Annotated in this window: 24 protein-coding genes; 15 read left to right on the top strand and 9 right to left on the bottom strand. The window is 67.9% G+C overall.

Annotated features, from left to right (window positions below; all coding sequences use genetic code 11):
- Positions 1–93: 93 nt before the first annotated feature.
- From ACQEVO_RS19035 to ACQEVO_RS19010, 6 genes are all read left to right on the top strand, one after another.
- Entirely contained in the window at positions 94–753 is a 660-nt protein-coding gene (locus ACQEVO_RS19035) for a TetR/AcrR family transcriptional regulator (RefSeq protein WP_432915086.1), read from the top strand.
- Between the two features lie 132 nt (positions 754–885).
- Complete coding sequence (locus ACQEVO_RS19030) at positions 886–2388, top strand: class I adenylate-forming enzyme family protein (RefSeq protein ID WP_432915084.1); 1503 nt, start codon at positions 886–888, stop codon at positions 2386–2388.
- 26 nt (positions 2389–2414) lie between these two features.
- Positions 2415–2720, top strand: a complete 306-nt coding sequence (locus tag ACQEVO_RS19025) for a hypothetical protein (protein WP_432915082.1) — start codon at positions 2415–2417, stop codon at positions 2718–2720.
- Positions 2721–2743: 23 nt separating this feature from the next.
- Positions 2744–3799 carry a hypothetical protein gene (locus ACQEVO_RS19020; RefSeq protein WP_432915080.1) on the top strand — a complete coding sequence of 352 codons (1056 nt, stop codon included), beginning with the start codon at positions 2744–2746 and terminating at the stop codon, positions 3797–3799.
- Positions 3800–3801: 2 nt separating this feature from the next.
- Positions 3802–4305 (top strand): twin-arginine translocation pathway signal, encoded by a 504-nt coding sequence (locus ACQEVO_RS19015; RefSeq protein ID WP_432922805.1) that lies wholly within the window; start codon positions 3802–3804, stop codon positions 4303–4305.
- Complete coding sequence (locus ACQEVO_RS19010) at positions 4275–4505, top strand: hypothetical protein (RefSeq protein ID WP_432915078.1); 231 nt, start codon at positions 4275–4277, stop codon at positions 4503–4505. The genes ACQEVO_RS19015 and ACQEVO_RS19010 overlap by 31 nt, the downstream gene beginning before the upstream one ends.
- Before the next feature lie 104 nt (positions 4506–4609).
- Here ACQEVO_RS19010 and ACQEVO_RS19005 read toward each other — a convergent pair whose 3' ends face one another.
- The 3 genes from ACQEVO_RS19005 to ACQEVO_RS18995 all read right to left on the bottom strand — a co-directional run bounded on the left by ACQEVO_RS19005 (position 4610) and on the right by ACQEVO_RS18995 (position 6698).
- Positions 4610–4912: an SDR family NAD(P)-dependent oxidoreductase gene (locus tag ACQEVO_RS19005; RefSeq protein WP_432915076.1), complete on the bottom strand. Its 303-nt coding sequence runs from the start codon at positions 4910–4912 to the stop codon at positions 4610–4612.
- A gap of 191 nt (positions 4913–5103) precedes the next feature.
- The gene (locus tag ACQEVO_RS19000) at positions 5104–5373 is read right to left on the bottom strand and encodes a ferredoxin (protein WP_432915074.1); all 270 of its coding nucleotides are present in this window, start codon (positions 5371–5373) and stop codon (positions 5104–5106) included.
- Positions 5370–6698 (bottom strand): NADH-ubiquinone oxidoreductase-F iron-sulfur binding region domain-containing protein, encoded by a 1329-nt coding sequence (locus tag ACQEVO_RS18995; RefSeq protein WP_432915072.1) that lies wholly within the window; start codon positions 6696–6698, stop codon positions 5370–5372. Before ACQEVO_RS18995 ends, ACQEVO_RS19000 begins: the two co-directional genes overlap by 4 nt.
- A 118-nt stretch (positions 6699–6816) precedes the next feature.
- Here ACQEVO_RS18995 and ACQEVO_RS18990 point away from each other — a divergent pair, with 118 nt between their 5' ends.
- A complete protein-coding gene (locus ACQEVO_RS18990) occupies positions 6817–7290 on the top strand; it encodes a hypothetical protein (protein WP_432915070.1) in 474 nt (157 codons plus the stop codon).
- A 14-nt stretch (positions 7291–7304) separates the two neighbouring features.
- On the opposite strand, the gene ACQEVO_RS18985 is transcribed toward ACQEVO_RS18990, so the two are convergent.
- The 6 genes from ACQEVO_RS18985 to ACQEVO_RS18960 all read right to left on the bottom strand — a co-directional run bounded on the left by ACQEVO_RS18985 (position 7305) and on the right by ACQEVO_RS18960 (position 13696).
- On the bottom strand, positions 7305–8174 hold the full coding sequence (locus ACQEVO_RS18985; protein WP_432915068.1) for an alpha/beta fold hydrolase: 870 nt from the start codon (positions 8172–8174) through the stop codon (positions 7305–7307).
- Between the two features lie 93 nt (positions 8175–8267).
- Positions 8268–8633, bottom strand: a complete 366-nt coding sequence (locus ACQEVO_RS18980) for a Rieske (2Fe-2S) protein (protein ID WP_432922803.1) — start codon at positions 8631–8633, stop codon at positions 8268–8270.
- Between the two features lie 245 nt (positions 8634–8878).
- Positions 8879–10024, bottom strand: a complete 1146-nt coding sequence (locus ACQEVO_RS18975; RefSeq protein ID WP_432915066.1) for an amidohydrolase family protein — start codon at positions 10022–10024, stop codon at positions 8879–8881.
- 120 nt (positions 10025–10144) lie between these two features.
- A complete protein-coding gene (locus tag ACQEVO_RS18970; protein ID WP_432915064.1) occupies positions 10145–11236 on the bottom strand; it encodes an amidohydrolase family protein in 1092 nt (363 codons plus the stop codon).
- 64 nt (positions 11237–11300) lie between these two features.
- Complete coding sequence (locus ACQEVO_RS18965) at positions 11301–12665, bottom strand: cytochrome P450 (protein ID WP_432915063.1); 1365 nt, start codon at positions 12663–12665, stop codon at positions 11301–11303.
- A 170-nt stretch (positions 12666–12835) separates the two neighbouring features.
- The gene (locus ACQEVO_RS18960) at positions 12836–13696 is read right to left on the bottom strand and encodes a mycofactocin-coupled SDR family oxidoreductase (protein WP_432915061.1); all 861 of its coding nucleotides are present in this window, start codon (positions 13694–13696) and stop codon (positions 12836–12838) included.
- A 503-nt stretch (positions 13697–14199) separates the two neighbouring features.
- Here ACQEVO_RS18960 and ACQEVO_RS18955 point away from each other — a divergent pair.
- From ACQEVO_RS18955 to ACQEVO_RS18920, 8 genes are all read left to right on the top strand, one after another.
- A complete protein-coding gene (locus tag ACQEVO_RS18955; RefSeq protein ID WP_432915059.1) occupies positions 14200–15747 on the top strand; it encodes an AMP-binding protein in 1548 nt (515 codons plus the stop codon).
- Positions 15748–15860: 113 nt separating this feature from the next.
- Positions 15861–17510, top strand: coding sequence for an FAD-dependent oxidoreductase (locus tag ACQEVO_RS18950; RefSeq protein WP_432915057.1), 1650 nt, complete (start codon positions 15861–15863; stop codon positions 17508–17510).
- A 41-nt stretch (positions 17511–17551) separates the two neighbouring features.
- Complete coding sequence (locus ACQEVO_RS18945; RefSeq protein WP_432915055.1) at positions 17552–18415, top strand: alpha/beta fold hydrolase; 864 nt, start codon at positions 17552–17554, stop codon at positions 18413–18415.
- Position 18416: 1 nt separating this feature from the next.
- Entirely contained in the window at positions 18417–20087 is a 1671-nt protein-coding gene (locus ACQEVO_RS18940; RefSeq protein WP_432915053.1) for a bifunctional 3-(3-hydroxy-phenyl)propionate/3-hydroxycinnamic acid hydroxylase, read from the top strand.
- Positions 20044–21009, top strand: a complete 966-nt coding sequence (locus ACQEVO_RS18935) for a 3-carboxyethylcatechol 2,3-dioxygenase (RefSeq protein ID WP_432915051.1) — start codon at positions 20044–20046, stop codon at positions 21007–21009. Before ACQEVO_RS18940 ends, ACQEVO_RS18935 begins: the two co-directional genes overlap by 44 nt.
- A gap of 72 nt (positions 21010–21081) precedes the next feature.
- A complete protein-coding gene (locus ACQEVO_RS18930) occupies positions 21082–22797 on the top strand; it encodes an FAD-binding protein (protein WP_432922800.1) in 1716 nt (571 codons plus the stop codon).
- Positions 22794–24098, top strand: a complete 1305-nt coding sequence (locus ACQEVO_RS18925) for an LLM class flavin-dependent oxidoreductase (protein WP_432915049.1) — start codon at positions 22794–22796, stop codon at positions 24096–24098. Before ACQEVO_RS18930 ends, ACQEVO_RS18925 begins: the two co-directional genes overlap by 4 nt.
- 27 nt (positions 24099–24125) lie before the next feature.
- Positions 24126–25010 (top strand): coniferyl-alcohol dehydrogenase, encoded by an 885-nt coding sequence (locus ACQEVO_RS18920; RefSeq protein ID WP_432915047.1) that lies wholly within the window; start codon positions 24126–24128, stop codon positions 25008–25010.
- Positions 25011–25013: the final 3 nt, after the last annotated feature.

The following is a 25013-nucleotide window of genomic DNA, read 5'->3' as shown; positions in this document are numbered from 1 at the left end:
TAGTTTCCGTGGGCGGTACGACCGGGCCGGACGCAAGGGTTCACTCCGGCGGGGCCTCGCCGCCCGACGGATACGGCGATGGGAGGTACGGCCATGCGGAGTACCGGCAGTGGGCTGACCCTGCAGCAGCGGATCGATGCGCGCTCGGTGCGCACGACCAAGCTGTTCGGCAGCACGCAGGTGCAGCGGTTCCTCGATGCCGCCCGGGCGTTGATCACCGAGCGCGGCAGTACCGATTTCACCATGCACGAGGTGGTCGACGTGGCCGGGCAGTCGCTGCGCAGTTTCTATCTGCTCTTCGACGGTAAGCACGAATTGCTGCTGGCCCTCTATGAAGAGGCCATCGCCAAAGTGGCCGAGCAGATCCGCGAGGCCACCGGCAACGACGCCGATTCGCTGGACAAGCTGCGTACCGCGGTGGAGTTGCTGTTCGAGTTCTGCCGGCCGGATCCGGGGGCGCATCGCCCGCTGTTCACCGAATTCGCCCCGCAACTGCTGATGTCGGATCCCATCGAGATCCAGGTCGCGCACGCCTCGTTGTTCGAATTGCTCGCCGATCTGGTGAGCGCGGCCGAGGCCGAAGGCTATCTGCGCGTGGGGGCGCGGCCGCGCCGGTTGGCGGCGATGACCCTGCAGACGGTGATGTTCGTGGCGCAGGGTTCGCGGCCCGACGACGGGGGGCATCCGATCACGGCCGCCGAGGTGTGGAATCTGTGCGCGTTCGGCGCACTCGGCAGTGCGGCTCGGGCGTGACCGGCGTCCGGACCGGCCGGTTGGCCCATCAGGGCCCGCAGGCCAGCGGATATGGTATTCTCGATTTTCGAGAATACCGATATCACCGGCTGGGCGCTGGATCGCGGCGCTCGGCGTTCAGGAAGTTGTCGCATGAGTATTTCGCTACTGCTGGATATGGCGGCGTCGAGTACCCCGGACCGGGTGGCCGTCGTATCCGGTGATCAGCGGTGGACCGGCGCCGAGTTGGACGCCCTGGCCCACGGTGGCGCGGGGACGATCGCCGCCTCCGGCGCCCGCAGTGTCGCGTACGTGGGTACCGGCGGCGCGCTGCTGCCGCTGCTGATCTTCGCCTCGGCCCGGGCCGGGGTACCGTTCACGCCGTTGAACTACCGGCTCAGCGCCGACAAACTCGCCGAACTGGTACACCGGCTGGATGCCCCGCTGGTGATCCACGACGACACCTACGCCGAGGCGGTGGCCGGTACCGCCGAGCGGCTGTGGGATTCGGCGCGATTCCTGGACTCAGCCCGCGGCGCCGAACCGGCCGGGGTGGAACCCGATCCGGATTCGCCGGCGGTCGTGCTGTTCACCTCGGGCACGACCTCGCAACCCAAAGCGGTCGAGCTCTCGCACAACAACCTGGTCAGCTATATCACCGGTACGGTGGAATTCGCCTCCGCCGCCGACGACGACGTATCGCTGATCTGTGTGCCGCCCTACCATGTGGCCGGGGTCGGCGCGGCGCTGTCGAACCTCTACGCCGGGCGAAAAATGGTGTACTTGCGCAGTTTCGATCCGGCGGAATGGATCCGGCTGGTCGAAACCGAACGGGTCACCACGGCGACCGTTGTCCCCACCATGCTGGACCGGATCGTCAGCGCGTTGCACACCTCCGGCTCCCGGCTGCCCACCCTGCGCACTCTGGCCTACGGCGGTTCGAAAGTCGCGCTGCCGCTGGTGCGCACCGCGCTGCAACTGCTGCCCGAAGTCGGTTTCGTCAACGCCTACGGGCTCACCGAAACCAGTTCCACCATCGCCGTTCTCGGCCCCGACGATCACCGGGCCGCTCTGGCCGCCGACGACGAGAAGGTCGCCCGGCGACTCGGGTCGGTCGGGCAGCCGGTACCCGGTATCGAGGTGCAGATCCGCGACGAGGCCGGGGCCGTGCTGCCCGCCGGGGTCGCCGGGGAACTGTTCGTCCGCGGCCCGCAGGTCTCCGGCCGCTACACCGGGATCGGTTCGGTCCTCGACGCCGAGGGCTGGTTCCCGACCAAGGACCTCGCGCTCCTGGACGCCGACGGCTATCTGTTCATCCACGGCCGCAGCGACGACACCATCATCCGCGGCGGCGAGAACATCGCGCCCGCCGAGATCGAGGACGTGCTGGTGGAACATCCCGCCGTGCACGATTGCGCGGTCGTCGGTGTGGAGGACGCCGAATGGGGGCAGATCATCGTGGCCGTCGTGGTTCCCGCCGAACCCGGTACGACCCCCGATCCGGAAGAGTTGCGCGCCTACGTCCGTGCGGGGCTGCGCGGTTCCCGGACCCCCGACCGAGTCGTTTTCCGGCCCGAACTACCCGCCACACCTACCGGGAAGATTCTGCGGCGCGATCTGATCGCCGAACTGACCCGCGAAACCGCCGGCGCGTAGCCGCCGCCTTCGAAAGGAATAAGAAGATGGTCAAAACCGGTACCCGGCTACGGAGCCAGGTGTGCAATACCGAGGTGATCATTGTCCGGGCCGCCGACAGCCTCGACGACCTGCGGGCCGGCGGCGTGCCGATGGTGCCCATCGACGGCGGCGCCGCGGCGCCATCCGGCAGCCCGCAGGAGGGTTTCGCCGACGGCAATCTGATCGGCAAACGCTACGTCGACGACCAGGGCGCGGAAGTCCTGGTGACCAAGGCGGGCGCCGGCACGCTCAGTGTCGGCAGCACCCCGTTGACCGTCAAGGAAGCCAAACCGCTGCCCGCAAGCGACTAGACCGACTGATCGAGGTGGGATAGATGCCCGAAACCGCCACCGACCCGCTGATCCTGGCGGCCGAACAAGCCGATGCCGAAGCAGCGGCGGCGGAAGCTGAGGCGCTGGCCGCGCAGGCGTCCGCGACCGCGGCGCGGGCTCGGGCCCGGGCCGCGAAACTGCGCCGGGAGGCCGGCGAGCGTACCGGCGGTCCGGATACGGTCGAGGTTTCCACCGCTGACGAGGTTGCGTCGCCGGCGGAAGCCGGCACCACCGAAGCGGAGACCGCCCGCACTTCAGGTGCGGAGGCTGCGGCGGTGCCCGGCGAAACTGCCGGGAGCGCGGAAGGTGACCGTTCGGCAGCGGACGCTTCGGCGACGGTAGCGCTGTCGAAGGGCGCCGCTGCGGAGGGCGTCGATGTGGGTGAGGGCGCGTCCGCGGGTGTCGAATCGGAAGACACGGCCACGACCGGCGCCGGCGCGGAGGGCGGCACCGCATCCACGACTATCGACTCGGCGGGCGTTGCCGGCGAAAGCGCTGATCCGAAGACGACGGGTGCGGTGGCCGGCGGGTTCTCGGCTGCGGTGCGCCGGGTGAAACCGGGCGCGATACGGCGGCCGGGGCGCCGGACCGTGGGCCGGGCCGTGGTGGCGGTGATCGTGCTCGTCTCGCTGGTAGCCGGTGGGTATTCGATATGGAATCACCATCAGCTCACCGCGGACCAGGCGCGGGAGGACGAATTCCTCAATGCCGCGCGGGAAGGCGTTATCGCGCTCACCACCCTGGACTCCGGGCGGGCCGCCGATGATGTGAAACGCGTCCTCGACCATTCCACCGGGGCTTTCCGTACGGATTTCCAGACCCGCTCCCAGGATTTCACCAAGGTCGTCGAGCAGTCCGCGGTCGCCACGCAGGGTGAGATCACCGCCGCCGCCGTCGAGTCGATGACCGATGAATCGGCGGTCGTGCTGGTATCGGCGGTTTCCCGGGTCACCAACTCCGCGGGAGCGCAGCAGGAGCCGCGGGTGTGGCGGTTGAGTGTCACCGTCACCCGGGAGGGTTCGGAGTTGAAGATGTCGAAAGTGGAGTTCGTGCCGTGACTATGCCCAGCTTCTTCCGTTCCGTCCGGAAGTCCCCGGAACCGGTTCTGCTCACCCTGGTGGCCGTGGTGGCGGTGGCTGTGGCCGCCGCGCTGCTGATCTTCCAGTACCGGCCCGACACCCGCGGCGACGCGGCGAAGAACGAAGTGCTCTCCGCCGCGACCGAGGGCACTGTCGCCCTGCTGTCGTATTCCCCGGAAACGCTGGACCAGGATTTCGCGACCGCCAAATCCCGGATGACCGGCGACTTCCTCACCTACTACACCCAGTTCACCGAAAAGGTCATCGCGCCCGCCGCGAAGGAGAAATCGGTGAAAACCTCGGCGACCATCGTGCGTTCGGCGGTAGCGGAAATGCATCCGGATTCCGCGGTCGCGCTGCTGTTCATCAACCAGACCACCACCAGTGCCGAGAAACCCGATCCGGCGCTGGCCGCCAGTAGCGTCCGCGTGACGCTGTCGAAGGTAGAGGACTCATGGCTGATCTCGTCGTTCGATCCCGTCTGAGCGGGGCCCCGGCCCGGGTCCGGCGCGAGGCCCCGGTGCTCGTGACGGTGTATCCGGTGCTCGACTACTTCGCGGTCTGCCCACGCTGCGGTTACACCGCCGAAGCCTCGGCCACCGTACGTACCTTCGCCGACGGTACGACCGACCGCGAAACGCATATCACCTGCGGAATGCCCTGCGGCTGGCAGGAAACGCGGTAATCCTCACCAGGGCAGCGGGCCGTCCGCGGCGAAGAACCCGCCGGTCGGTCCGTCGGCGCCGAGGGTGGCCAGGCGTACCAGCACCGCGGCGCCCTGCTCGGGTGTCAGAACCCCGTGTGGTTGTTGCTGTCGGTGACGACATAGCCGGGTGCTACGGCGTTCACCAGGATGCCGTCCTTGCGCAGCTCGTTCACGTCGTTCACGGTCAGCGCGTTGAGCGTGGCTTTCGACGGTGAGCAAGCCGCCGAGGGCAGCAGCCCGGCGAACGGGCCGCCGGGGTCGCCGACGAGGACGAGCGAGCCGGCGTGACTGCTGACATCGACGATGCGCGGGGCCGGCCTCCGCCGCCGCAGCGGCAGGACCGCATCGGTCACCGCGATCACGCTGAAGCCGTTGGTCTCGAACACCGCCCGGACCATGTGGCAGGGTCACCGGGTTCTACATCGTGCGGAATCCGCACAAGCTCGAACGGGTGCGGGAGGGAAACCCGCTGAGCAGGTGAGCGATGGATCCGGCCGACGTACCGCACGCGATGACGCAGATCCCGATGGGCTGGAAACCACGCTCTGGATCACCGACCCGTTCCGATGCGGCGCGGCTACGCCTGAACCGCCCTCTCGCTGCTCGGCTCCCCGGCCGACCGGCCACCGGGTTCGGTGCCCGCATGGTCGTTCTCGGGCAGCACGGTGATGGCGTGTACGGGGCAGTCGAGCAGGGCGCGGGTGACCGCGGGCTCGTCGGCGGGGGCGATGACCGGGTCGCCGGCGAGGGATGCGTACCCCCAGTCGTCGAGGGGGAAATGTTCGGGGGCGTGTCTGGCGCAGATACCGAAACCGTCGCAGAGTGTGCGGTCCAGTTTGATCTTCACAGGAGCGCCTCCGTTTCCACGCAGTAGGGGGCTCGGTCGGTGGCGGGGCTACCCGCGCAGTCCGGGCAGTGATGGTCGAGATGTGCGGCGACCTCCTGCGGGAAGCGGTCCAGCAGGCTCGCCGCGGTATTGCAGGCGGCATCGAGGGTGCCGCAGGCGCCGCGGCCGCGCAGGACCTGTGACCAGCGGCGCAGCCGGGCCAGATCCTCCTCGGTGGCATATCCTTCGGCCAGGGCGGTGGTGGCGGCGGCCATGGCGGCGGTGCCGTTGAAACACGATCCGCACTGCCCGGCGTTCTCCCGGTCGAAATAGTTCAGGACCGCGGCCGCGACGGCTACCGGGCATTCCTCGGTGAGGAACGCGATCGCCCCGCAGCCCAGGCCCGCACCGGCGCGGCGCAGGGTTTCGTGGTCGAGGGTGAGCTCGGTGATCCGGCGATCCAGGAGACCGGTGAAGTATCCGCCGACCAGCGCGCCGCGTACCGATTCGGCGGGAATGCCGTGCAGGTCCAGGAGGTCGGCGACCGGCAGGCCGTGCGGGAGTTCGTACAGCGTGGGTGCCCGGCCGGCGGCGGTCACAGTGGACAGGAAGGTACCGGGGGAGAGCGCGGTACCCGCCGCGCGATAGGCGTCGGCGCCCCACCGGTCCAGGAACGGCAGGTTGGCCAGGGTTTCCACATTGCTGATCAGCGTGGGCAGTCCGGCGACACCCGCCTCATACGGCCGCGGGGGCTTATCGGTGGGGACCGCCCGGCCACCGTTGATCGCCTGGACGGCCGCGGTCTCCTCACCCGCGACGTACCCGGGATCGACGCGGACGACGGCGACTTCGGGGCCGCCGGGGATCGCGCCGCCGAGTTCGTCGAGGGCCGCGGCCACCGAGCGATCGGCTTCCGGGTCGGAGACGTAGACGTACCCGCGCTGGGCGCCGACCAGCGCGGCCGCCAGCCGCAACCCGTCGAGCACGAGGTGTGGGCGGTTGCGCAGCAGCCAACGGTCCTTGAAGGAGGCGGGTTCGCCCTCTTCGCCGTTGGCGACGACCACGGTTTCCGTCCAGCCGGCGGGCGCTCCCGTCCCGGCGCGGCTGCCGGCGCGCACACCGCGCGCCTTCACCGCGAACGGGAACCCGGCGCCGCCGCGTCCGCGCAACCCGCTGTGTTCGACCGCGTCGGCGAGTGCGGCCACCGAACCGACAGGGCGGTAGCCGCCGCTGTCGCGGTATTCGTACGCGGATTCGACGCCGCCGCCGAGCCGCAGCAGGCGCGGCTCGCTACCGGGATACGGGACCACCGCCAAGCCCCCGGCCGACGAGAAGGTGTGCTGCATCGTGCCTCCTGAACAGGTGCGGCGCCCCGGCCGCTCGGAAAGGTCGTACCCCGTGGTCGCCGCGGTCGCGTGTATCAGGGCTGGGCCGCACCCGGTTGCGCCGGTTAGGCTCGTGCGCATGCGAACTGCGGTGGTGCGGGTGAATGTCGATCCGGCCGGTGCGCTCACCGGCGAATCGCTGGCCCGCGGGATGGCGGAACTGGCCGCCGCGCTCGCCGAGACCGGCGGCGAAGTCCTGGACAAGGATCTCGGTGCCGCCCCGCGGTCCCGGCGTGAGGTGCAGGTTCTGCTCGACACCGGGGACGCGGTCGCGGATACGGCGCGGGTGGTCGCGGTCTGTGCCCGGGTGTTCGGTACCGAACCGGTTCCGGGTGTGGTCACCTATGTCAGCCGCGGTACCGATGCCGACGCCTACGGGGTGCTGGCGGGATTCGGTCTCGCCGGGGAGATCATCCGGGTACCGGGATCCGACGGGTACGACATCCTGGAGGTGCGGTTGCGCGAGGCCGATCTCGAGCGGGTGCCGGAGAGCCGGATCCATACGGCGCTGGAGGCCTCGACCAATTGCGAGGTTCGGATCAGCACGGTCTGACGCGGGGCCCGGAGTCATCGGTCGCCCAGGAACTTCAAGATCTCCGGGGCGGCCAGTACCCAGGTGTCGAACATGTTGTACTGCTGCACCCGGCCCTGCGCGCGGTCTTCCATGGCGCGCTCCCAGGCGTCCTCGGGCCACGGCGGGTCGATCAGCGTCGAGCCTTCGATCAGGCAGTGCACCTCGAGCGAGGTGCGTTTCGGATGGTCCATATCCTTGGCGCCACCGCGGATGATCAAGGTGGGCACCTGGATTCGTTCGAACATCTCGTCGTCCACCCCGGGGATGGTCTGTCCCGGTTTCGGTACATAGGCGTTGAGCCAGCGCAGCGAGAGTTTCACGAATTCGCCGGCGTCCAGGGCGCGCAGCCGCTGTTCGTTGTCCGGGTTCTCGGCGATCCGCTCCTGCCACTCCTTCATCCGTAGCAGGCCCTCGGTACCTAGCCCCCGCACCGTTTGCAGGCTCGGCAGCACGTAGTAGGCGCCGAGGTTGAAGGTGCCGTAGACGCCGCCGACGATATTCCACAGCACCAGATCGGTGACCAGGCTCGGATACAGCATGGTGGTGAGCATGGAGTCGCGGGCACCACCCGACCCGCCCGCCAGGATCACCGGACCCGTACCCAGTTCGGTCAGCAGCCCGTGCAGGGTTTCGGCGCGCATATGCGATTCGGTCTGTCCGTAGAACTGCACATCGGAAGCCCCGCAGTTGGGCCGGTCCCACAGCAGCACCCGGTAGCCCCCGGCCACCAATGCTTCGGCCAGCGGTCGCAGGCCGGGGATCTCCTTGCTGTACCGTCCGCCGGGCGTCAGCACGATGAGATCCCCGGTGTCACCGAGGATCTCGTAGACCACTTTGCCGCCGTTGACCGTTACCGCGGGCATCTGCACACTCCTGCCAAAGGTTCGGGGAGCTGCCCCGTGCGGACACTCCCGCGGCCGGCCGTATCGACGGCCGGCCGGGATCTGCTGTTCGGGTCAGGCGGTGACCAGCACGTCGTCGCCGACCACCCGCACCGGGTAGGTGCGGATACTCCATTCCGGTTTCACCGCGGTGGTGCCGGTGGCGAGTTCGAATCCCCACTGATGCCAGGGGCAATAGATGAACTCGTTGTCCCGCACCATCACCGAATCACCGGGCACCGATTCGTCCACCACCGTTCGGCCGCGCGCGCGGCCGGCGCACAGCGGGCCGCCCTCGTGCGGGCAGTAATTGGCGATGGCGTAGAAGGTGCCGTTGACGTTGTAGACACCGACCCCGTGCCGTCCGATGGGCACCACTTTCGACGACCCGGGCGGGATCTCGTCCACTCGGGCGACGATATGTTCCCGTCCCTGCGCCAGCCGGGGGCGAGGCCCGTCTGTTGTTGTACTCCCGGGCTGTGCCGCCTTGTCGCCGCCGGGCGAGCCCGAGACGACACTGCCGGACCGAGCCGCGGGCGAGTTCTGGCCGGCGGGCGCCGTTGTCCCCGGCGCCGCCTCTGCCGGGCGGGCACCGGGTGCCGCCGCTGCTGCCGTATCCGCGCTGCCGGGCGCTGCCGGGGAGTTTCCGATCGGCGCCGGCGCCGGAGTCTGTTCACCGGCCGCCATCAGTGCACCCGCATCTGTCCCGGCAGCGCCGGAACGGTCTCGGGCAGATGGTAGGTCTCGATGCCGTTGCGGAACATCACCGCTTCCCGGGCCGCGGGCGGCAGATGTTTCACCAGCCAGCGCGGATCGTCGAAGGTCCAGTGCGGATAGTCCGAGGAGTAGAGCAGGATCTTGTCCGCCTCCATCCATTCGAACGCCCGGGTGAGCTCGGTTTTGTCCTCCGGGTAGTCCAGCGGCTGGGTGGTGAACTTGATGTGCTCCTTCACGTACTCCGACGGTTTCCGCTTGATCGACATGAACGATCCGCGGGCGGCGTAGATGGCGTCCATCCGCCACATCAGCGGCAGGATCCAGGTGAAGGCGTGTTCTACGAACACGATGCGCAACGCCGGGAACCGGTCGAAGACACCGTCGAAGATCAAGCTCATCACCTGGTTCGCCGCGAGCAGCGAGTAGGTGACCATGAAATCGTGGTTGTAGCTGGGGAAACCCACCGGCGGCATGGGCATGGTCTCGTACGCGCCGCGGCTGAGATGGCAGCTCACCGGCAGGTTGTTTTTCACCGCCGCTGCCCAGATCGGGTCGTAACTCGGATCACCCCAGGAGGGGCGCGGTTCGGCTTTGATCAGGATCTGCGCCATATAAGGATGCCCGGCCCAGTGCTCGATCTCGGCGACCGCGGAGCGCGGATCGTCGATCGCCACACAGATCGACCCGCGCCAGCGCTGATGCCAGTTGTTGTGCGAATCCAGCCACTGCGCGTCCAGCCAGCCGTTGACGCCCGTCGCCATCGCGGCCGTGGCCTCGGGCAGGCGGGTCGCCTTCACGGTCGGCTCGAGGATCACGATATCGGAGCCGGCGTCCATGATGAGCTGCCGGAAGGCCATATCCGGGTCGCTGCCGGGGAATTCGCCGTTCTCCGGGAACGTATCGACCCGCATCGCCTTGGAATGCGCGTAGTCGGGTGCGTCGTAGACGATGGTGTCGCCCACACGATGACTGAGAAAGAACGACGTGCGCCACGGTTCCGGGATATGTTCCACCAGATCACCCCGGCGGGGCACGGGATGCACATCGGAATCGACGACGCGTACCGGAACCAGTTCCGTGGAAGGAACCCGCGCCAGGTCCTGTGCTGCTGTCATCACGCCTCCTTCGTAGGGGCTACATATGGTCGGCGGAGGCCGTAGCGACGCATCACAGCGCCTCCTCGAACACCATTGCGGAAAGATCCGACCGCACGAGCCGCGACCGCGGAGCAGACATCAGCCGACAGCCGTCACGGCGTCTACATCGATGCTGTAGAGCCGCGCCGCGTTTCGCCAGTAGAGTTTTTCGCGCTGCTCGGCGGACAGCGCGGCCGGCAGGGTATCCGTACCCCCGGAATGCCAGTGCGGGTAGCTGGATCCGAACATCACCATGTCGTCCTTGCCGGTGAAGTCCAGCCATTCCGCCGCGAAGGGGGCATCGCCGGGGCCGTCGATCGTGGCGTGCACGAAATAGACGTGTCCGGGCAGGTAGTCGCTGGGCATCCGGGGTGCCCAGGGGGTCTGTTCCAGATGCGGCCGGCCGAAGGTGTCCATCCGCCAGGTGAACGGGGTGAGCAGATCGGCGCCGCCGTCGGCCCACACGAATTTCAGGTCCGGATACCGTTCGAACACACCCTCGGCGATCATGTTCATCAGGTGATAGATGTAGTTCAGCCCCATGAACCCGTAGTACTGCTCATAGGTGCGCGGATGGCCGGACGGGGTCGGTGGCAGGGCGATACTCTCGCCGGTTTCGATATGCGCCGCCACCGGCAGGTTCGCCGCGGCGGCGGCCTCCCACAGCGGCCAGAACTGCGGTTTCCCGTACAGTTCGCGCGATTGCAGCGGGATACCGAGCTGGACGATGCGCGGATGATCGCCCAGCCGGTCGATTTCGCGCAATGTGCCGCTGATGTCCTCGGGGTTGACGCGCAGCGTGCCGCGGAAGCGTTCGTGATAGGTACCGCTGTCGAGCCAGCGCGACACCATCATGTCGTTGTGCGCCGAGAGGACCGCGGTGGTGAGGTGCCGGTCGGGGAGGATGCCGCGGGTCATCGGGTGCAGTACCGCGATATCGGTACCGCGTGCACCGAACAACTCCTGCCCGACGAACTCCGGATCCGAGCCCGGGTACCCCTTGTGCGGTCCGCGCGCGCCTTTGACGTATTCACCGCCGGGCGCCCCGTACCAGTCCATTTCCGCATCCGGAATTCCGCGGCTCTTGAACGGCTCGCGCAGATACGAGCGCATATCGTCGTTGGAGCGGAAGAAAATATGCACGCTGGTATCGATCACCGGAGTGCGGGTGCCGTCGGGCAGATCCTTCATCGCGATCCTCGTCGGAAAGTCGAAGGGTGCCGGCCGAACTCCGCGGTGGCGGCCGGCACCGCGGTCAGTACTTGAAGTCGATCACCGCGGCATCCGGCCGCTCGGTCACCGGTGCTGCCAGACCCTGTTCGTCACAGATGCGCTGCAGCTGTTCGAGGGTTTCGTCCAGACCGGGGCCGAGACGTTTCCCGGGAGTGAAGGTGGCCGGCAGGTTCCGCATCCCCTGGATGACGCCGATCGTGTCGTAGTGCACCGTGCCCGCGGGATCGCATTTGTAGTCCGGCATCCGGTCGAGCACGGCCAGCAGCATGGACTTGAATACCGTGCGGGCCACATTGGAGCCGATGCACCGGTGTACTCCGAGCCCGAAGCTGAAGTGCCGGTTGCCCTTGCGGTCCATGACGATGTCGTCGGCGTCGGGGAAGATGCTCTGGTCGCGGTTGGCCATCGCCCAGGACAGCCACAGCCGGTCGCCCTCTTTGAATTCGATGCCCTGGTAGGTGCAGTCGTCGGCGATGGTGCGGCCGTCGCCCGGCGCGGGGGTGAAATAGCGCAGGAACTCCTCGGTGGCCGGATCCAGCAGTTCGTCGCGGTCTCGGCTGAGTTCTTCGCGCTGTTCCGGATTTTCCGACAACCATTCCAGGGAATGGGCGGTGAGCGCGGTGGTGGTGTCGAAACCGCCGCCGATCAGCAGGCCGATCATCCCGAGCAGTTCCATATCGGGGGCGGGCTCGCCGTCGATCCGCAGTTCGGTGAGTGCCTTGATCAGGCCCGGGCGCGGGTTGGTCTTGGCGTCGTTGAGGCTGGTCAGGATATCGATACCCATGGTGCGGTGCATTTCCGCGACGCGGGCGGCATCGGGGGAATCCTCGGGTGTGTAGACCGAGGCGTGCACCGGATCGCTGTACACCGACCATTTCTTCAGCGGAATGCCCAGCATGGCCAGCGTCAGTACGGCGGGCACGATATTGGCCAGATCGTCGACGAAATCGATACGGCCCGTTTCGATCTTCTCGTCCAGGCTGGCGCGGACGATTTCGTCGATGAACGGCTGCCAGCGTTTCACCGCGGCGGGGGAGAGGTACGGGTTGAGCACCGAGCGGTAGGTACGGTGTTCCGGATCGTCCATTTCCAGCATGCCGCCGCGCACCATGGCGGCGCGGCGCGGGGTGGGAATGGAGATGCCGACATAACCGCGGCGTTCGTTGTGCACATCGTGGTCGACCGAGACCTCCGGGCAACGAGCGAGTTCGAAGACCGCGTTACCGCTCGCGGCGACCCAGTGCCCGTCGTAGGTATCGGTCCACGCCACCGGGCATTTCGCGTGCATCTCGTGCGTGATCTCGGCGAACTGCTCGCGGTATTCGGGGGTGTGCCGATCGAAATGGAACCGGGGCTCTTTGCGCTGGTCTTTTTCCGTAGAAGTCACGGTCTGTAGTCCCTCTGCTGGTCACTGGGTGGCGAACCTTCGCCGGGGGCCCGGAACTCTGCGCCGCTCCGGGAGTGGTCGGGGGTGCCGACTCGCCACCGGGCGGCGGCGCGCGTCTCGATCGCCTGCGATATTCGCGCGCCGCCTGCGCCGGCGTGGCCGGGTGAGGATCAGAGTTTGTGGTCGTACCACTTCAGGTAGCCGCCGCCGTCGACCCGCATCTGCATACCCGTGACGAAGCGGGCTTCGTCCGAGACCAGATACAGGATGGCGTTGGAGATATCGACCGGCTCGATCCAAGGGGTCTTCATGGCCTGCTGGACATAGAAGGCGGGCTCGGCGTCGGCGCGGGTCGGGTTCTCCAGATCGGGCCGGAACGACCGGTACATGGGCTCGCTCTGCAGCATGTCCGTATTGCAGTTGGTCGGGTGGACGGCGTTCGCGCGGATGCCGCGGGGTGCGAGATGCCGGGCGATATCGTAGATGTAGTACGACAGCGCTCGTTTGGAATGCACGTAGGCCATACCGCCGAGGTCGTTGCCGGGGTTGTCCATCTTGCCGGTATCCATCAGGGCCGCGGTGGATCCGGTGGCCACGATGGCGGCTCCGTCGCCCAGATGGGGCAGAGCGGCCTGAATGGCGTTGATGGTGCCGATCAGGTTCGTATTGATGACATCGATCCAGGCCTGGACCTGCGGTTCCCCCTTCATCCCGGCGATACCCGCCTGGGCGATGACGATATCGAGCTTGCCGAATTCGGCCACGCCGGCGTCGACAGCGGTTTTCAGGGCGGCAGCATCACGAACGTCGGCCTGGGTCGCGATGATCCGGCGACCCGTCTTCTCGACCAGGCGTGCGGTCTCTTCGAGGTCCTCGGGCTTGGCCAGCGGGTAACCGACGGTGGACAAGTCCTGGCACAGGTCGACGGCGATGATATCGGCGCCTTCCTCTGCCAGTCGTACCGCGTGGCTACGGCCCTGACCGCGCGCGGCGCCCGTGATGAATGCGACTTTGCCCTCAACACGTCCCACAGCATTCCCTTTCGATCTGTGTTCGGGAGTGACCTGCCCGGTGTGCCGGTCCACCGGGAGCGGCAGGCGGCACGGGACAGGGTGCGCGGCGATTGCCGCGCGTCGATCCGGCCGCGGCCCCCGATTCGGTGTCGACCCAGCACCGCCGGGTACCGGCTGCGGACATACGGCTGTTCTCGTATGCGAAAAGAACTGCGTTTTCGCATACGAGAACGGTACTCTACCCGTGGGGTCGGCGGCAAGGTTTCGGGAGAAGCCTGGTCGGCTGCGATATTTCCGGTCGGCGGGCAGATACGACTGCTCTACCTCGCGCAATGATCTCAGCGGACGTACGCCGCTCGGCGCATATCCCGTTTTCTTGACAAGAGAATTGAATTTTCACCAGCCGGCGGGTGTCGACTCCGGCGCGCTCGCCCGGGACGGTCCGAGCGGTGGGCCGCGACTCCGGCGGTGCGAAAGGGGTGAACGGTCATGACCCTGCGAGGCATACGAGGTGAGCGCGGATGACCCGCACCGTTCCGGACGAACTGCGACAGCGCTACGAAGCGGCCGGCTGGTGGACTCGCGACACCATGGGCGATCTGCTGAGCCGGTCGCTGGCGGCGGCGCCCGGCGCCGTGTTCCGGGTGTATTCCGATATCCGTCCGTGGCAGGGCACCTTCGCCGACGTGGAACTGGTGGCACGGCGCCTGGCCGGCGGTCTGCGCGCCCGCGGGGTGGGGCCCGGGGATGTGATCGCGTTCCAGTTACCGAACTGGATGGAGGCCGCGGCGACCTTCTGGGCGGCGTCGTTCCTCGGCGCGGCGGTGGTCCCGGTCGTGCATTTCTACGGCCCCAGCGAATTGGGCCATATCCTCCGGGTTTCGCGACCGAAGGTTTTCGTCACCATGGCGGAGTTCGGCCGCCGCACCTACGATCCCGAAGTCTGCGCGGGGGTGCCGATCGTCGGCGTCGTCGGCAAGGATTTCGACGATCTGCTCGCCGCGGAACCGATGCCGGGCGTGCTACCGGCCGACCCGGCCGGACCGGCTCTCATCGCGTTCACCTCCGGCACCACCAGCGCGCCCAAGGGGGTGGTGCACAGTCATCAGACCCTCGGCTGCGAATCGCTGCAGCTCGCCGAACGTAATCGCGACGATCGCGGTGACCAGCTCACGGCGACCCCGGTCGGTCATTTCATCGGCATGGTGGGCGCGTTCCTGCTGCCGGTATTGCACGGGCGCCCGATACATATGCTCGACGTCTGGGATCCCGGCCGGGCGCTGGCGCTGATGAAGAACGGCGGCCTCGTGGTGGGCGGCGGACCCCCGTACTTCGTGTCGAGCATGGTCGAACATCCCGATTACACCCCGGAGCATCTCGCGCATATGCGGTATGTGGGGCTGGGTGGTTCGGCGGTGCCGGCCGCGGTGACCCGCATGCTCACCGAGCTGGGGATCGTCGCGTTCCGGGCCTACGGCAGTACGGAGCATCCGTCCATCACCGCTTCGGCGCTCGATGCACCCGAGCGCGAGCGGATCGGCACGGACGGACGGCCGATGCCGGGGGTGGAGATCCGCATCGCTGCGGACGGGGAGATCCTCAGCCGCGGGCCGGATCTGTGCCTGGGCTACACCGATCCGGAACTCACCGCGCGGGTGTTCGACGCCGAGGGCTGGTATCACACCGGCGATATCGGCGTACTGGATTCGTCGGGCTGCCTGACCATCACCGATCGCAAGGCGGATGTGATCATCCGCGGGGGCGAGAATGTGGGGGCACGTGAGGTCGAGGATGTGCTCGATGCCATGCCGCAGGTGGCGGAGTCCGTGGTGATCGCCCTGCCGGACAGTCGGTTCGGTGAGGTGGTCGGGGCCGTGCTGCGGTTGAACCCCGGTTGCGCGCTGCCGTCGCGGGACGAGGTGCGCGCGTTCTTCGCGGAAGCGGGGGTTGCGCGCCAGAAGTTGCCGGCCCGATTGTTCGAGGCCACGGACTTCCCGCGGACCCCCAGCGGCAAGATCCAGAAACATTTGGTCCGGAAGGGTATTGCGGCATCCATCCTGCGAGAATAAGATTCTCGAAAAGGGAGATTATCGTTTTACGCGAGTCGGTCCGGTTCGTGCCCGCACGACAGCCCACCGGACCGGCGCTTTCCGCTCCGCCTGCTCGCCGAAAGGACAGCGCAGTGCCATCGCATCAGCCCCCGGCCGCCGAATCCGATACGACGGCCTGGGACGAAGAGACCGATATCGTCGTCCTGGGTTCCGGTGCCGCCGGACTCACCGCGGCGCTCACCGCGGCGGTCGAAGGCGCCGCCGTGGAGTTGTTCGAGAAGGCGCCCACGGTCGGCGGCACCAGTGCGGTTTCCGGTGGTCTGGCATGGATTCCGGCGCATTCGCGGGCCGACCGTGAGCTCACGGTCGAGGACGCGCTGGCCTATCTCGGTGCGCAATCGCTGGATTCCATGGACGACGAACTGGTCGAGGTGTTCGTCCGGACCGGCGCGCGGATGCTCGACTACGTCGAACAACACAGCGCGGTGAAATTCGAGGTGGCCGAGGGTTTTCCCGATTACAAACCGGAACTTCCCGGTGGGCGGCCCGCGGGTGGCCGGTCCATCGGGCCGGCCGCCTACGATCTGGCCCGGCTCGGCGAATGGCGGGATCGGCTCACCACCTTCCCGCTGGACTGGAGCAACGTGGGTTTCGACGCCGAAACCCGGGCCCGGCTGCGCGCCGTCCTGGGAGATGCCTCGGCGGATGTCTGCGTCGCCGGGCAAGCACTGGTGGCGGGGTTGCTCGACGGTGTGCTGGCGGCGGGGGTCACTCCGCGCACCGGTGCGCGCGGGGTCGAGTTGATCGCGGCGGACGGGGCGATCGCCGGTGCGCGGATCGCGGTCGGCGACCGCGAGATCGCGGTACGCGCGCGGCGCGGGGTGGTGCTGGCCACCGGCGGTTTCGAATGGGACGCAGGGCTGGTCAAAGCGTTTCTGCGCGGCCCGATGACCGGACCCGTCTCGCCGCCGAACAACACCGGTGACGGACTGCGGATGGCCATGGCGCACGGGGCGGACCTCGGCAACATGGGCGAGGCCTGGTGGGTGCCGGTGGTGCAGTTGCCCGGCGACACGATCGACGGCCGGCAGCGCAGCCGCAGCGTGCGGCTGGAACGGACGCGCCCGCGCAGCATCATCGTGAACCGGGCCGGGAAACGATTCGTCAACGAGGCCGCCGAATACAACTCGATGGCGGGCGCATTCCACTATCTCGATCCGCGCGGCGGGTACGTCAACAACCCCGGCTGGATGGTGTTCGACGCCGAACATCTGCGCCGGTACGGGTTCCTCGGGGTGGAACCCGGCGGTACGGCACCGGACTGGTTCTGCGAATCGGCCGATCTCGCCGAACTCGGCGCGAAGACCGGTATCGACCCCGAGGGCCTGCAACGCACGGTGGCCGGCTGGAACCGTGCGGTCGCCGCAGGTGCGGATCCCGACTTCGGCCGCGGTGCCAGCGAATACGACGGCTACTGGGGCGATCCCGAGGCCGAAACGGTCGCGGGCCGAACGCTGGGCCCGGTCGATACCGGCCCGTACTACGCCGTTCCGGTGACGGTCGGCGCAATGGGGACCAAAGGTGGCCCGCGCACCGATCGCGATGCCCGGGTCCGGCATATCGGCGGCGAGGTCATCCCGGGCCTGTACGCGGTCGGTAACGCGATGGCGGGTGTGACCGGGCGGGCGTACGGCGGCGCCGGCGGGACCATCGGCCCGGGCATGGTCTTCGGGTTCCGGGCCGGATACAACGCGGCCACCGGCGAATCGGCGAAGTGCTGAACGCGCGCAGCGGCGAGCACGGACAGAGCGGGAAGGTAGCAGTGTCGGAATACGAGAGCGTGTGGTGCGATCTGCAGGGGGTCGCGTTCAGCCAGGGATACCTGGATGTGGCGGGGGTGCGGACGCGCTACCTGCATGCCGGTGACCGGAACAAACCGGCACTGGTGTTCCTGCACGGGTCCGGTGGGCACGCCGAGGCCTATGTCCGGAATCTGGCGGCGCATGCCGAGCATTTCTCGACCTGGTCGATCGATATGCTCGGGCACGGTTACACCGATAAGCCGGGTCATCCGCTCGAGGTCGAGCACTATGTACGGCATCTGATCGCGTTCCTGGATACGATCGGCGCCGCCCGCGCCCATATCAGCGGAGAATCGCTGGGCGGCTGGGTGGCCGCCCGCGCCGCCTGCGACCATCCCGGCCGGGTCGGCCGGCTGGTCCTCAACACCGCCGGCGGTTCCCAGGCCGACCCCGAGGTGATGGCCCGGATCGTCAAGCTGTCGATGGCCGCGGCCGCCGACCCCACCTGGGAAACGGTGCAGGCCCGCATCAAATGGCTGATGGCCGACAAATCGAAGGACTACGACGATATCGTCGCCAGCCGGCAGCGGGTCTACTCCCAGCCCGGGTTCGTCGACGCCATGCGCGACATCATGGCCCTGCAGGATCCGGAGATCAGAGCCCGCAACCTGCTGGGGCCGAAGGAATACGGTGCCATCATCGCGCCGACGCTGGTGGTGTGGACCAGTGACGACCCCACCGCCGATGTCACCGAAGGGAAACGGATCGCTTCGATGATCCCCGGCGCCCGGTTCGAGGTGCTGCCGGAGTGCGGGCACTGGCCGCAGTACGAGGCGCCGGCGGCGTTCAACGCCCTTCATCTCGAATTCCTGCTGGGTGGTTGATATGGATACCGGTGACGGCAGCGCCCCCGAACGCTACGACGTCGTGGTCGTCGGCGCTGGTCCGGTGGGCCTGACCATTTCGAATATGCTGGGCCGCTACGGAGTTCGCACCCTGCTGGTGGAAGAGCGGCCCGCCCTCATCGACTATCCGCGCGGTGTCGGGATCGACGACGAATCGCTGCGCACCATGCAATCGACGGGTCTGGTCGAGCAGATCCTGCCGCATACCAACCCGAACCAAATCATGCGGTTCGTCGACGGTGAGCGCCGGCTGCTGGCCGAGATCGCGCCCACCGATCAGCAGTTCGGCTGGCCCAAACGCAGCGGATTCATCCAGCCGCTGGTCGACGCCGAGCTCATGCGCGGCCTGAGCCGATTCGATTCCGTCGAGATCCGCTGGGGCACCGCCATGATCGACTGCCACGACAGCGGCGACGAGGTCCGGGTGCAGCTGGAAACCCCCGACGGCCCGGATACCGTACGGGCCCGCTATGTGGTGGGCAGCGACGGCGGCCGCAGCGCCACCCGGCACCGGATGGGAGTGAGTTTCGAGGGCACCACCTCCTCGACCCGCTGGCTGGTGGTCGATATCGACGGTGACCCGCTCGGGCATCCGAACGTCGAGGTCGGCGCGGATCCGGCGCGGCCCAACGTCTCCATCTCCCTGGCGCACGGAATCCGCCGTTTCGAATTCCTGCTGCATCCGGGCGAATCCGACGAGGACGCCGAGACCCCGGAATTCCTGGCGCGGCTGCTCGAACCGTTCGTCCCGCACCCGGAACGGCTGGATGTGATCCGGCGCCGGGTCTACACCCATCATTCCCGGATCGCCGGCGAGTTCCGCAAGGGCCGTCTGCTGCTGGCCGGGGACGCCGCGCATCTGATGCCGGTCTGGCAGGGGCAGGGGTACAACAGCGGAATCCGGGACGCGGCGAATCTGGGCTGGAAGCTCGCGGCCGTGGCCACCGGGCTGGCCGGTGACGCTCTGCTGGACAGCTACGACCAGGAACGGCGTAAGCATGCGCGCGCCATGATCGATCTGTCGACCATGGTGGGGCGGGTCATCTCGCCGACGAACCCGCGGGTCGCCGCGGTGCGCGATGTGGCGGTGCGCGCGCTGGCCGCGGTGCCGCCGCTGAAACGGTATGTGCTCGGTATGCGGTTCAAACCCATGCCGCGCTACGACCGGGGCGCGGTGGTGCACGGCTGGTCGCGGTCGCCGAATTCGGCCGTGGGCACGCTGTTCATCCAGCCGCGGGTTACCACCCGGGCCCGGCCGGATGTGCTGCTGGACGAAACGCTCGGCCCCTGGTTCGCCGTGCTGTGCTGGAACAACCAGCCCCGGAAAACGCTGGGCGAGGAAGAATTCGCGCGCTGGAAAGAGCTGGGCGCCCGCTTCGTGGAGGCCAGGCCGGCCACCCAGCTGCACTGGACCGGTCACGACGACCCCGATGTGCTGGTGCTCGGCGATCACACCGGCGCGCTGAAGAAATGGTTCGACGGCCAGCTCGATTCCGTGCTGTTCCTGCGCCCGGACCGGTTCGTCGCCGGCGCATGTATCGCCCAGCATGCCCCCGAACTCGGTGCGGCACTGCGGAACACGCTCACGCTCACCCCGGGAGGTACCGATGCCGCTGGCCGTATGCTGCGTCTCGCACAGCCCGCTTCTTGAGCTGCCGGGGCCGGGCCCCGAACTGCTCGGCGAGGTGGGCGCGGCGCTGGACCGGGCCCGCGATTTCGTGCGCGAATTCGATCCCGAACTGGTGGTGCTGTTCGCCCCGGACCACTACAACGGGTTCTTCTACAAACTCATGCCGCCGTTCTGCGTCGGCACCGCCGCGACCGCCGTCGGCGACTACGGGACGTATGCCGGACCGCTGAACGTGCCCGCGGACCGGGCGCAGCGGCTCGCCGAATCGCTGCTGGCCGCCGGTATCGATATCGCGACCTCGGCGGAGATGGTCGTCGACCACGGCACCGTACAGCCGCTGCAACGGTTGTTCGGCGAGGCCACCGCCCGCCCGGTGATCCCGGTCTTCGTGAACTCCGTGGCCACCCCGCTGGGCCCGCTGCGCCGGGTGCGGGCGCTGGGTACCGCCGTCGGCCGGCATCTGGCGACGCTGGGTAAACGGGTACTGGTGATCGGTTCGGGCGGGCTCTCCCACGACCCGCCCGTCCCGCGCCGCGATACCGCGCCGGAACCCGTGCTGGAGCGGATCGTGCACGGCCGCCCGATGACCACCGAACAGCGGCAGGCCCGGCAGCGCGCGGTGATCGCCGCGGCCCGCGATTTCGCCGCCGGTGACAGTGCGCTGCAACCGCTCAACCCCGGCTGGGACCGGGCGTTCCTCGAACTGGTCGATACCGGCGCCCTGGCCGCGGTGGACGACTGGGACAACGACGAGATCACCCGTATCGCCGGCAATTCCGCGCACGAAGTGCGTACCTGGGTGGCGGCTTTCGCGGCGCTGGCCGCGCAGGGGTCCTATCGCACCGAGGTGCGCTACTACCGGCCGGCCCCCGAACTCATCGCGGGCTTCGCCGTGCGCACCGCGCGGCCGGCCGATGAGACCGACGACGACAGGAGGCGCTGAGTGAGCACCGACGAAGCCACGGATTTCGACGAAACCGTCGATCTGCTGGTCATCGGCTCCGGTGGCGGCGGTATGAGTGCCGCGCTGCGGGCCGAGGCGCTGGGACTGGACACCCTGGTGGTGGAGAAGGCCGACTACTACGGTGGGTCGACGGCGTTGTCCGGCGGCGGTATCTGGGTGCCGAACGCGCCCGCGCAGCAACGCGACGGATTCTCCCTCGACCCCGACGCGGTGGTCGGTTATCTGCGCACCATCACCGACGGCCTGGTCAGCGAGGAACGGCTGCGGGCGTACGTGGAGAAGTCACCGGAGATGATGGCGTTCCTGGAGGAACGCAGCCGGTGGCTGGAATTCGTGTGGAAGCCCGGCTACGCCGACTACTACCCCGAACTCGACGGCGGATCACCGCAGGGCAGCACCATCAATGTGCCGCCGATCGATCTGCGCGAACTGGGCGATGAGGAGGAAAAACTCCTCAAACCGCTGGCGCTGGCGCCCAAAGGTATCTGGCTGGGGCCCAAGGATCTGCGGCTGTTCTATCAGGTGCGGCAGAACTGGCGCGGTAAGGCCGTGATGCTGAAGCTGATCTGGCGGATGTTCCGGGCCCATGTGTTCGGCGACCGGATCGCCGCCATCGGCCAGTCGCTGATCGCCCGCCTGCGGCTGGCGATGCAGGAACGCGATATCCCGCTGTGGCTCGGCGCGCCCATGACCTCGCTGATCACCGGCGCCGACGGTGCGGTCCTCGGCGCGGTGGTGCTCCGCGACGGTGCGCCGGTGCGGATCCGGGCCCGGCGCGGGGTGATCGTCGCGACCGGCGGTTTCGACCACGATATGGCCTGGCGTAAAGAGGAACTGCCGGAGGTCGACCAGGACTGGAGTTTCGGCAACCCGGTCGCGCTGGGCGACGGTATCCGCGCGGGACAGGAAGCCGGTGCGGCGACCGACCTGATGGACGAGGCCTGGTGGTTCCCGGCCATCCAGTGGCCGGACGGCCGGATGCAGTTCATGCTCAACGAGCGGATGATGCCCGCCCAGTTCATCGTCAACGGCGCCGGAAAACGGTTCATCAACGAGGCCGCGCCCTATATGGATTTCGGGCACGCCATGATCGAGGGCCAGCGCAGCGGGGTCACGCATATCCCGTGCTGGCTGGTCACCGACCACCGTTCGTGGCACAAGTACGTGATCGGCGGGCATCTGCCCATCCCGAAGGTGCCGTTCGCGCCGGTGCCCACCGGCTACAAGATGGTGCGGGCGTGGCTCGAATCCGGTGTGGTGAAAACCGCGCGCAGCTGGGCGGAACTGGCCGCGCAGATCGAGGTGCCCGCCGACGCGCTGGAAGCCACGGCCGCCCGGTTCAACGAACTGGCGAAGTCGGGGCACGACGACGATTTCCAGCGTGGCGACAGCGTCTACGACAACTACTACGGCGACCCGACCCTGCCCAATCCGAACCTGTACCCGATCGGGAAACCGCCCTACTACGCCTTTCGCATCGTCCTCGGCGATCTCGGCACCTCGGGCGGTCTGCGCACCGACGAGCACGCCCGGGTACTGCGCGCCGACGGGTCGGCGATCGACGGCCTCTACGCCGTCGGGAATGCCTCGGCCGCGGTGATGGGCCGCAGCTACGCCGGCGCCGGCGCCACCATCGGGCCGGCCATGACCTTCGGATATATCGCCGCCGAGCACTGTGCCGGGCGGACGGCAGGGGACACCGGCGAGGGGGCGGCCGCCGCGGCCGATGGAGAACAGACGATCGAAACCACTGGAGGTAATCGATGAAAATATCCCTCTTCTACGAGTTCGCCCTGCCGCGGCCGTGGAGCGACGACGACGAATTCGAAATGTTCCAGGACGGGCTGGACGAGGTAGAAGCTGCGGATAAAGCCGGTTTCTCCACGGTCTGGCTCACCGAGCACCACTTCCTGGAGGAGTACTGCCACGCGACCGCGCCCGAGATGTTCCTGGCCGCGGCCAGCCAGCGCACGAAGAACATCCGGCTCGGTTTCGGCGTCATGCATCTGCCGCCGGGGATCAACCATCCCGCCCGCGCCGCGGAACGGGTGGCAACACTGGATCATCTGTCCGGTGGCCGGGTGGAATTCGGCACCGGTGAATCGTCGTCGGTGGCCGAACTCGGCGGGTTCAATATCGACCCCGCGGACAAGCGTGCCCAGTGGGAGGAAGCCCTCGAGGTCACCGTTCGCGCGATGACCGAGACCCCGTTCAGCGGGTTCAAAGGCGAGCACATCTCCATGCCGCCCCGCAATGTCATCCCGAAGCCGCGGCAGACCCCGCACCCGCCGCTGTGGGTGGCCTGTACCCGGCCGTCGTCGGTGCAGATGGCGGCCCAGAAAGGTATCGGCGCACTGAGTTTCGCCTACACCGGCCCGGAGGCGCTCGGTGAGCGCGTGCGCGGTTACTACGAGGAATTCGAGAACGCCGCCGCGCCGTCGGTACCGCAGATGAACCCGAATATTCTGGCCATCGGCGGTGACCTGTCGATGATGGTCGCCAAGACCGACGAGGAAGCGGTCAAACGCCTCGGTCTGGGCGGCGGGTTCTTCTCGTTCGGCATCATGCACTACTACATGACCGGTATGCACACCCCGGGCCGCACCGGCGTATGGGACGCGTACCTGGACGCGGTGAAGGAAGACGAAACCCTCGCCTACGGCCCCGGTCGCGGCGCCATCGGCGGCCCCGATACGGTGCGCGAATTCCTGCGCGGCTACGAGGAGAGCGGGGTCGACGAGATCATCCTGCTGCTGAACCCGCGCAGCCATGAAGGAACGATGGAATCCATCGAGATCATGGGCAAGGAAATCCTGCCGGAATTCATCGAACGCGACGAGGTGGCCCGGGCCGAGAAGGCCAAGCGGCTCGAACCGGTCCTGGAGAAGGCCGAAGCGCGGCGCCGGCCCTGGGCTGTCCCGGAATTCGACGAGAACTATTCGATCGGCGGCCTGCCCACCGGCCGCGGCGGCAAGTTCACCGCCAGCGAGATCCCCGAGGCCATGGCCGAGATCAACGAAGGCCGGGTGAAGGCCGCGCAGGCACTGAAGGAACAGCAGCAGGGCTGAGCGGCAGCAGCGGGAGAGGAGAGCGTGGTGCCCGAGGTGGACTCGATCGCCCGGCGGTGGCGTTACGACGGGAAACGGGTGGTGGTGACCGGTTGTGCCTCCGGTATCGGCGCCTGCCTGGTGACGCAGTTGCGGGATCTGGGGGCCGAGATCGTCGGCCTGGATCTGCTGCGCCCGGGTACCGAACTCGACGAGTTCCACGAGATGGATCAGGCCGACCCCGATTCCATCGACCGGGCCGCACGCTTGATCGGGACCGAGGTGGACGTCCTGTTCAATATCGCCGGAGTCTCCTCGGGTATCGGCGACCCGCTGCGCGTCGCCACCATCAATTTCCTCGGGATGCGGCATTTCACCGAAGCGCTCGTCCCGCATATGAAACCGGGCTCGGCGGTGGTCAGCGTGTCCTCGCTGGCCGCCTCCGGATACCTGGAGAACCGCTGGGCGGTCAAAGGGTTCCTGGATACCGCCTCGATGGAGGAGGGAATCGCCTGGTGCCTCGCGAATCCCGACGCCATCGCGGACGGCGGTTACCGCCTGTCCAAAGAGGCGATCATCCTCTACACCGTCCGCACATCGGTGGAACTCGCGCGCCGCGGTATCCGGATGAACTGCACCGGCCCCGGCGTCACCGAAACTCCCATCCTGGACCAGCTGCGCTCGGCATACGGCCAGGACTATCTCGACGGGATCCCCAAACCGCTGGGCCGGTCCGCCGACCCCGTCGAACAGGCGTCCGCACTGCTGTTCCTGGGCAGCCGCGCCGCCGGATACATCACCGGTCAAGTGCTGTGGGTCGACGGCGGCAACCTCGCCGCGCGCCTGGCCGGCGAACTGGCCGGTCCGCCCCCGCAGAGCGCCGGTGCGGGTTCGCCCGAATCCGCCGGGGTGGTCCCGGGCGAGCGGAAGTAAGCA

The sequence above is a fragment of the Nocardia sp. CA-290969 genome, from assembly GCF_050936135.1.
Lineage (GTDB): Bacteria > Actinomycetota > Actinomycetes > Mycobacteriales > Mycobacteriaceae > Nocardia.
This window is presented reverse-complemented; position numbering and strand designations above follow the sequence as displayed.

Excerpts from the sequence above, each read along its gene's own strand:
- ACQEVO_RS19035 (WP_432915086.1), top strand. The coding sequence starts at position 94 with ATGCGGAGTACCGGCAGTGGGCTGACCCTGCAGCAGCGGATCGATGCG.
- ACQEVO_RS18990 (WP_432915070.1), top strand. The coding sequence starts at position 6,817 with ATGCGAACTGCGGTGGTGCGGGTGAATGTCGATCCGGCCGGTGCGCTC.
- ACQEVO_RS18930 (WP_432922800.1), top strand. The coding sequence starts at position 21,082 with ATGAGTGCCGCGCTGCGGGCCGAGGCGCTGGGACTGGACACCCTGGTG.
- ACQEVO_RS18955 (WP_432915059.1), top strand. The coding sequence starts at position 14,200 with ATGACCCGCACCGTTCCGGACGAACTGCGACAGCGCTACGAAGCGGCC.
- ACQEVO_RS18940 (WP_432915053.1), top strand. The coding sequence starts at position 18,417 with ATGGATACCGGTGACGGCAGCGCCCCCGAACGCTACGACGTCGTGGTC.
- ACQEVO_RS18995 (WP_432915072.1), bottom strand. The coding sequence starts at position 6,698 with ATGCAGCACACCTTCTCGTCGGCCGGGGGCTTGGCGGTGGTCCCGTAT.
- ACQEVO_RS18975 (WP_432915066.1), bottom strand. The coding sequence starts at position 10,024 with ATGACAGCAGCACAGGACCTGGCGCGGGTTCCTTCCACGGAACTGGTT.
- ACQEVO_RS19015 (WP_432922805.1), top strand. The coding sequence starts at position 3,802 with ATGCCCAGCTTCTTCCGTTCCGTCCGGAAGTCCCCGGAACCGGTTCTG.
- ACQEVO_RS18970 (WP_432915064.1), bottom strand. The coding sequence starts at position 11,236 with ATGAAGGATCTGCCCGACGGCACCCGCACTCCGGTGATCGATACCAGC.
- ACQEVO_RS19020 (WP_432915080.1), top strand. The coding sequence starts at position 2,744 with ATGCCCGAAACCGCCACCGACCCGCTGATCCTGGCGGCCGAACAAGCC.
- ACQEVO_RS18925 (WP_432915049.1), top strand. The coding sequence starts at position 22,794 with ATGAAAATATCCCTCTTCTACGAGTTCGCCCTGCCGCGGCCGTGGAGC.
- ACQEVO_RS18985 (WP_432915068.1), bottom strand. The coding sequence starts at position 8,174 with ATGCCCGCGGTAACGGTCAACGGCGGCAAAGTGGTCTACGAGATCCTC.
- ACQEVO_RS18935 (WP_432915051.1), top strand. The coding sequence starts at position 20,044 with ATGCCGCTGGCCGTATGCTGCGTCTCGCACAGCCCGCTTCTTGAGCTG.
- ACQEVO_RS19030 (WP_432915084.1), top strand. The coding sequence starts at position 886 with ATGAGTATTTCGCTACTGCTGGATATGGCGGCGTCGAGTACCCCGGAC.
- ACQEVO_RS19010 (WP_432915078.1), top strand. The coding sequence starts at position 4,275 with ATGGCTGATCTCGTCGTTCGATCCCGTCTGAGCGGGGCCCCGGCCCGG.
- ACQEVO_RS19025 (WP_432915082.1), top strand. The coding sequence starts at position 2,415 with ATGGTCAAAACCGGTACCCGGCTACGGAGCCAGGTGTGCAATACCGAG.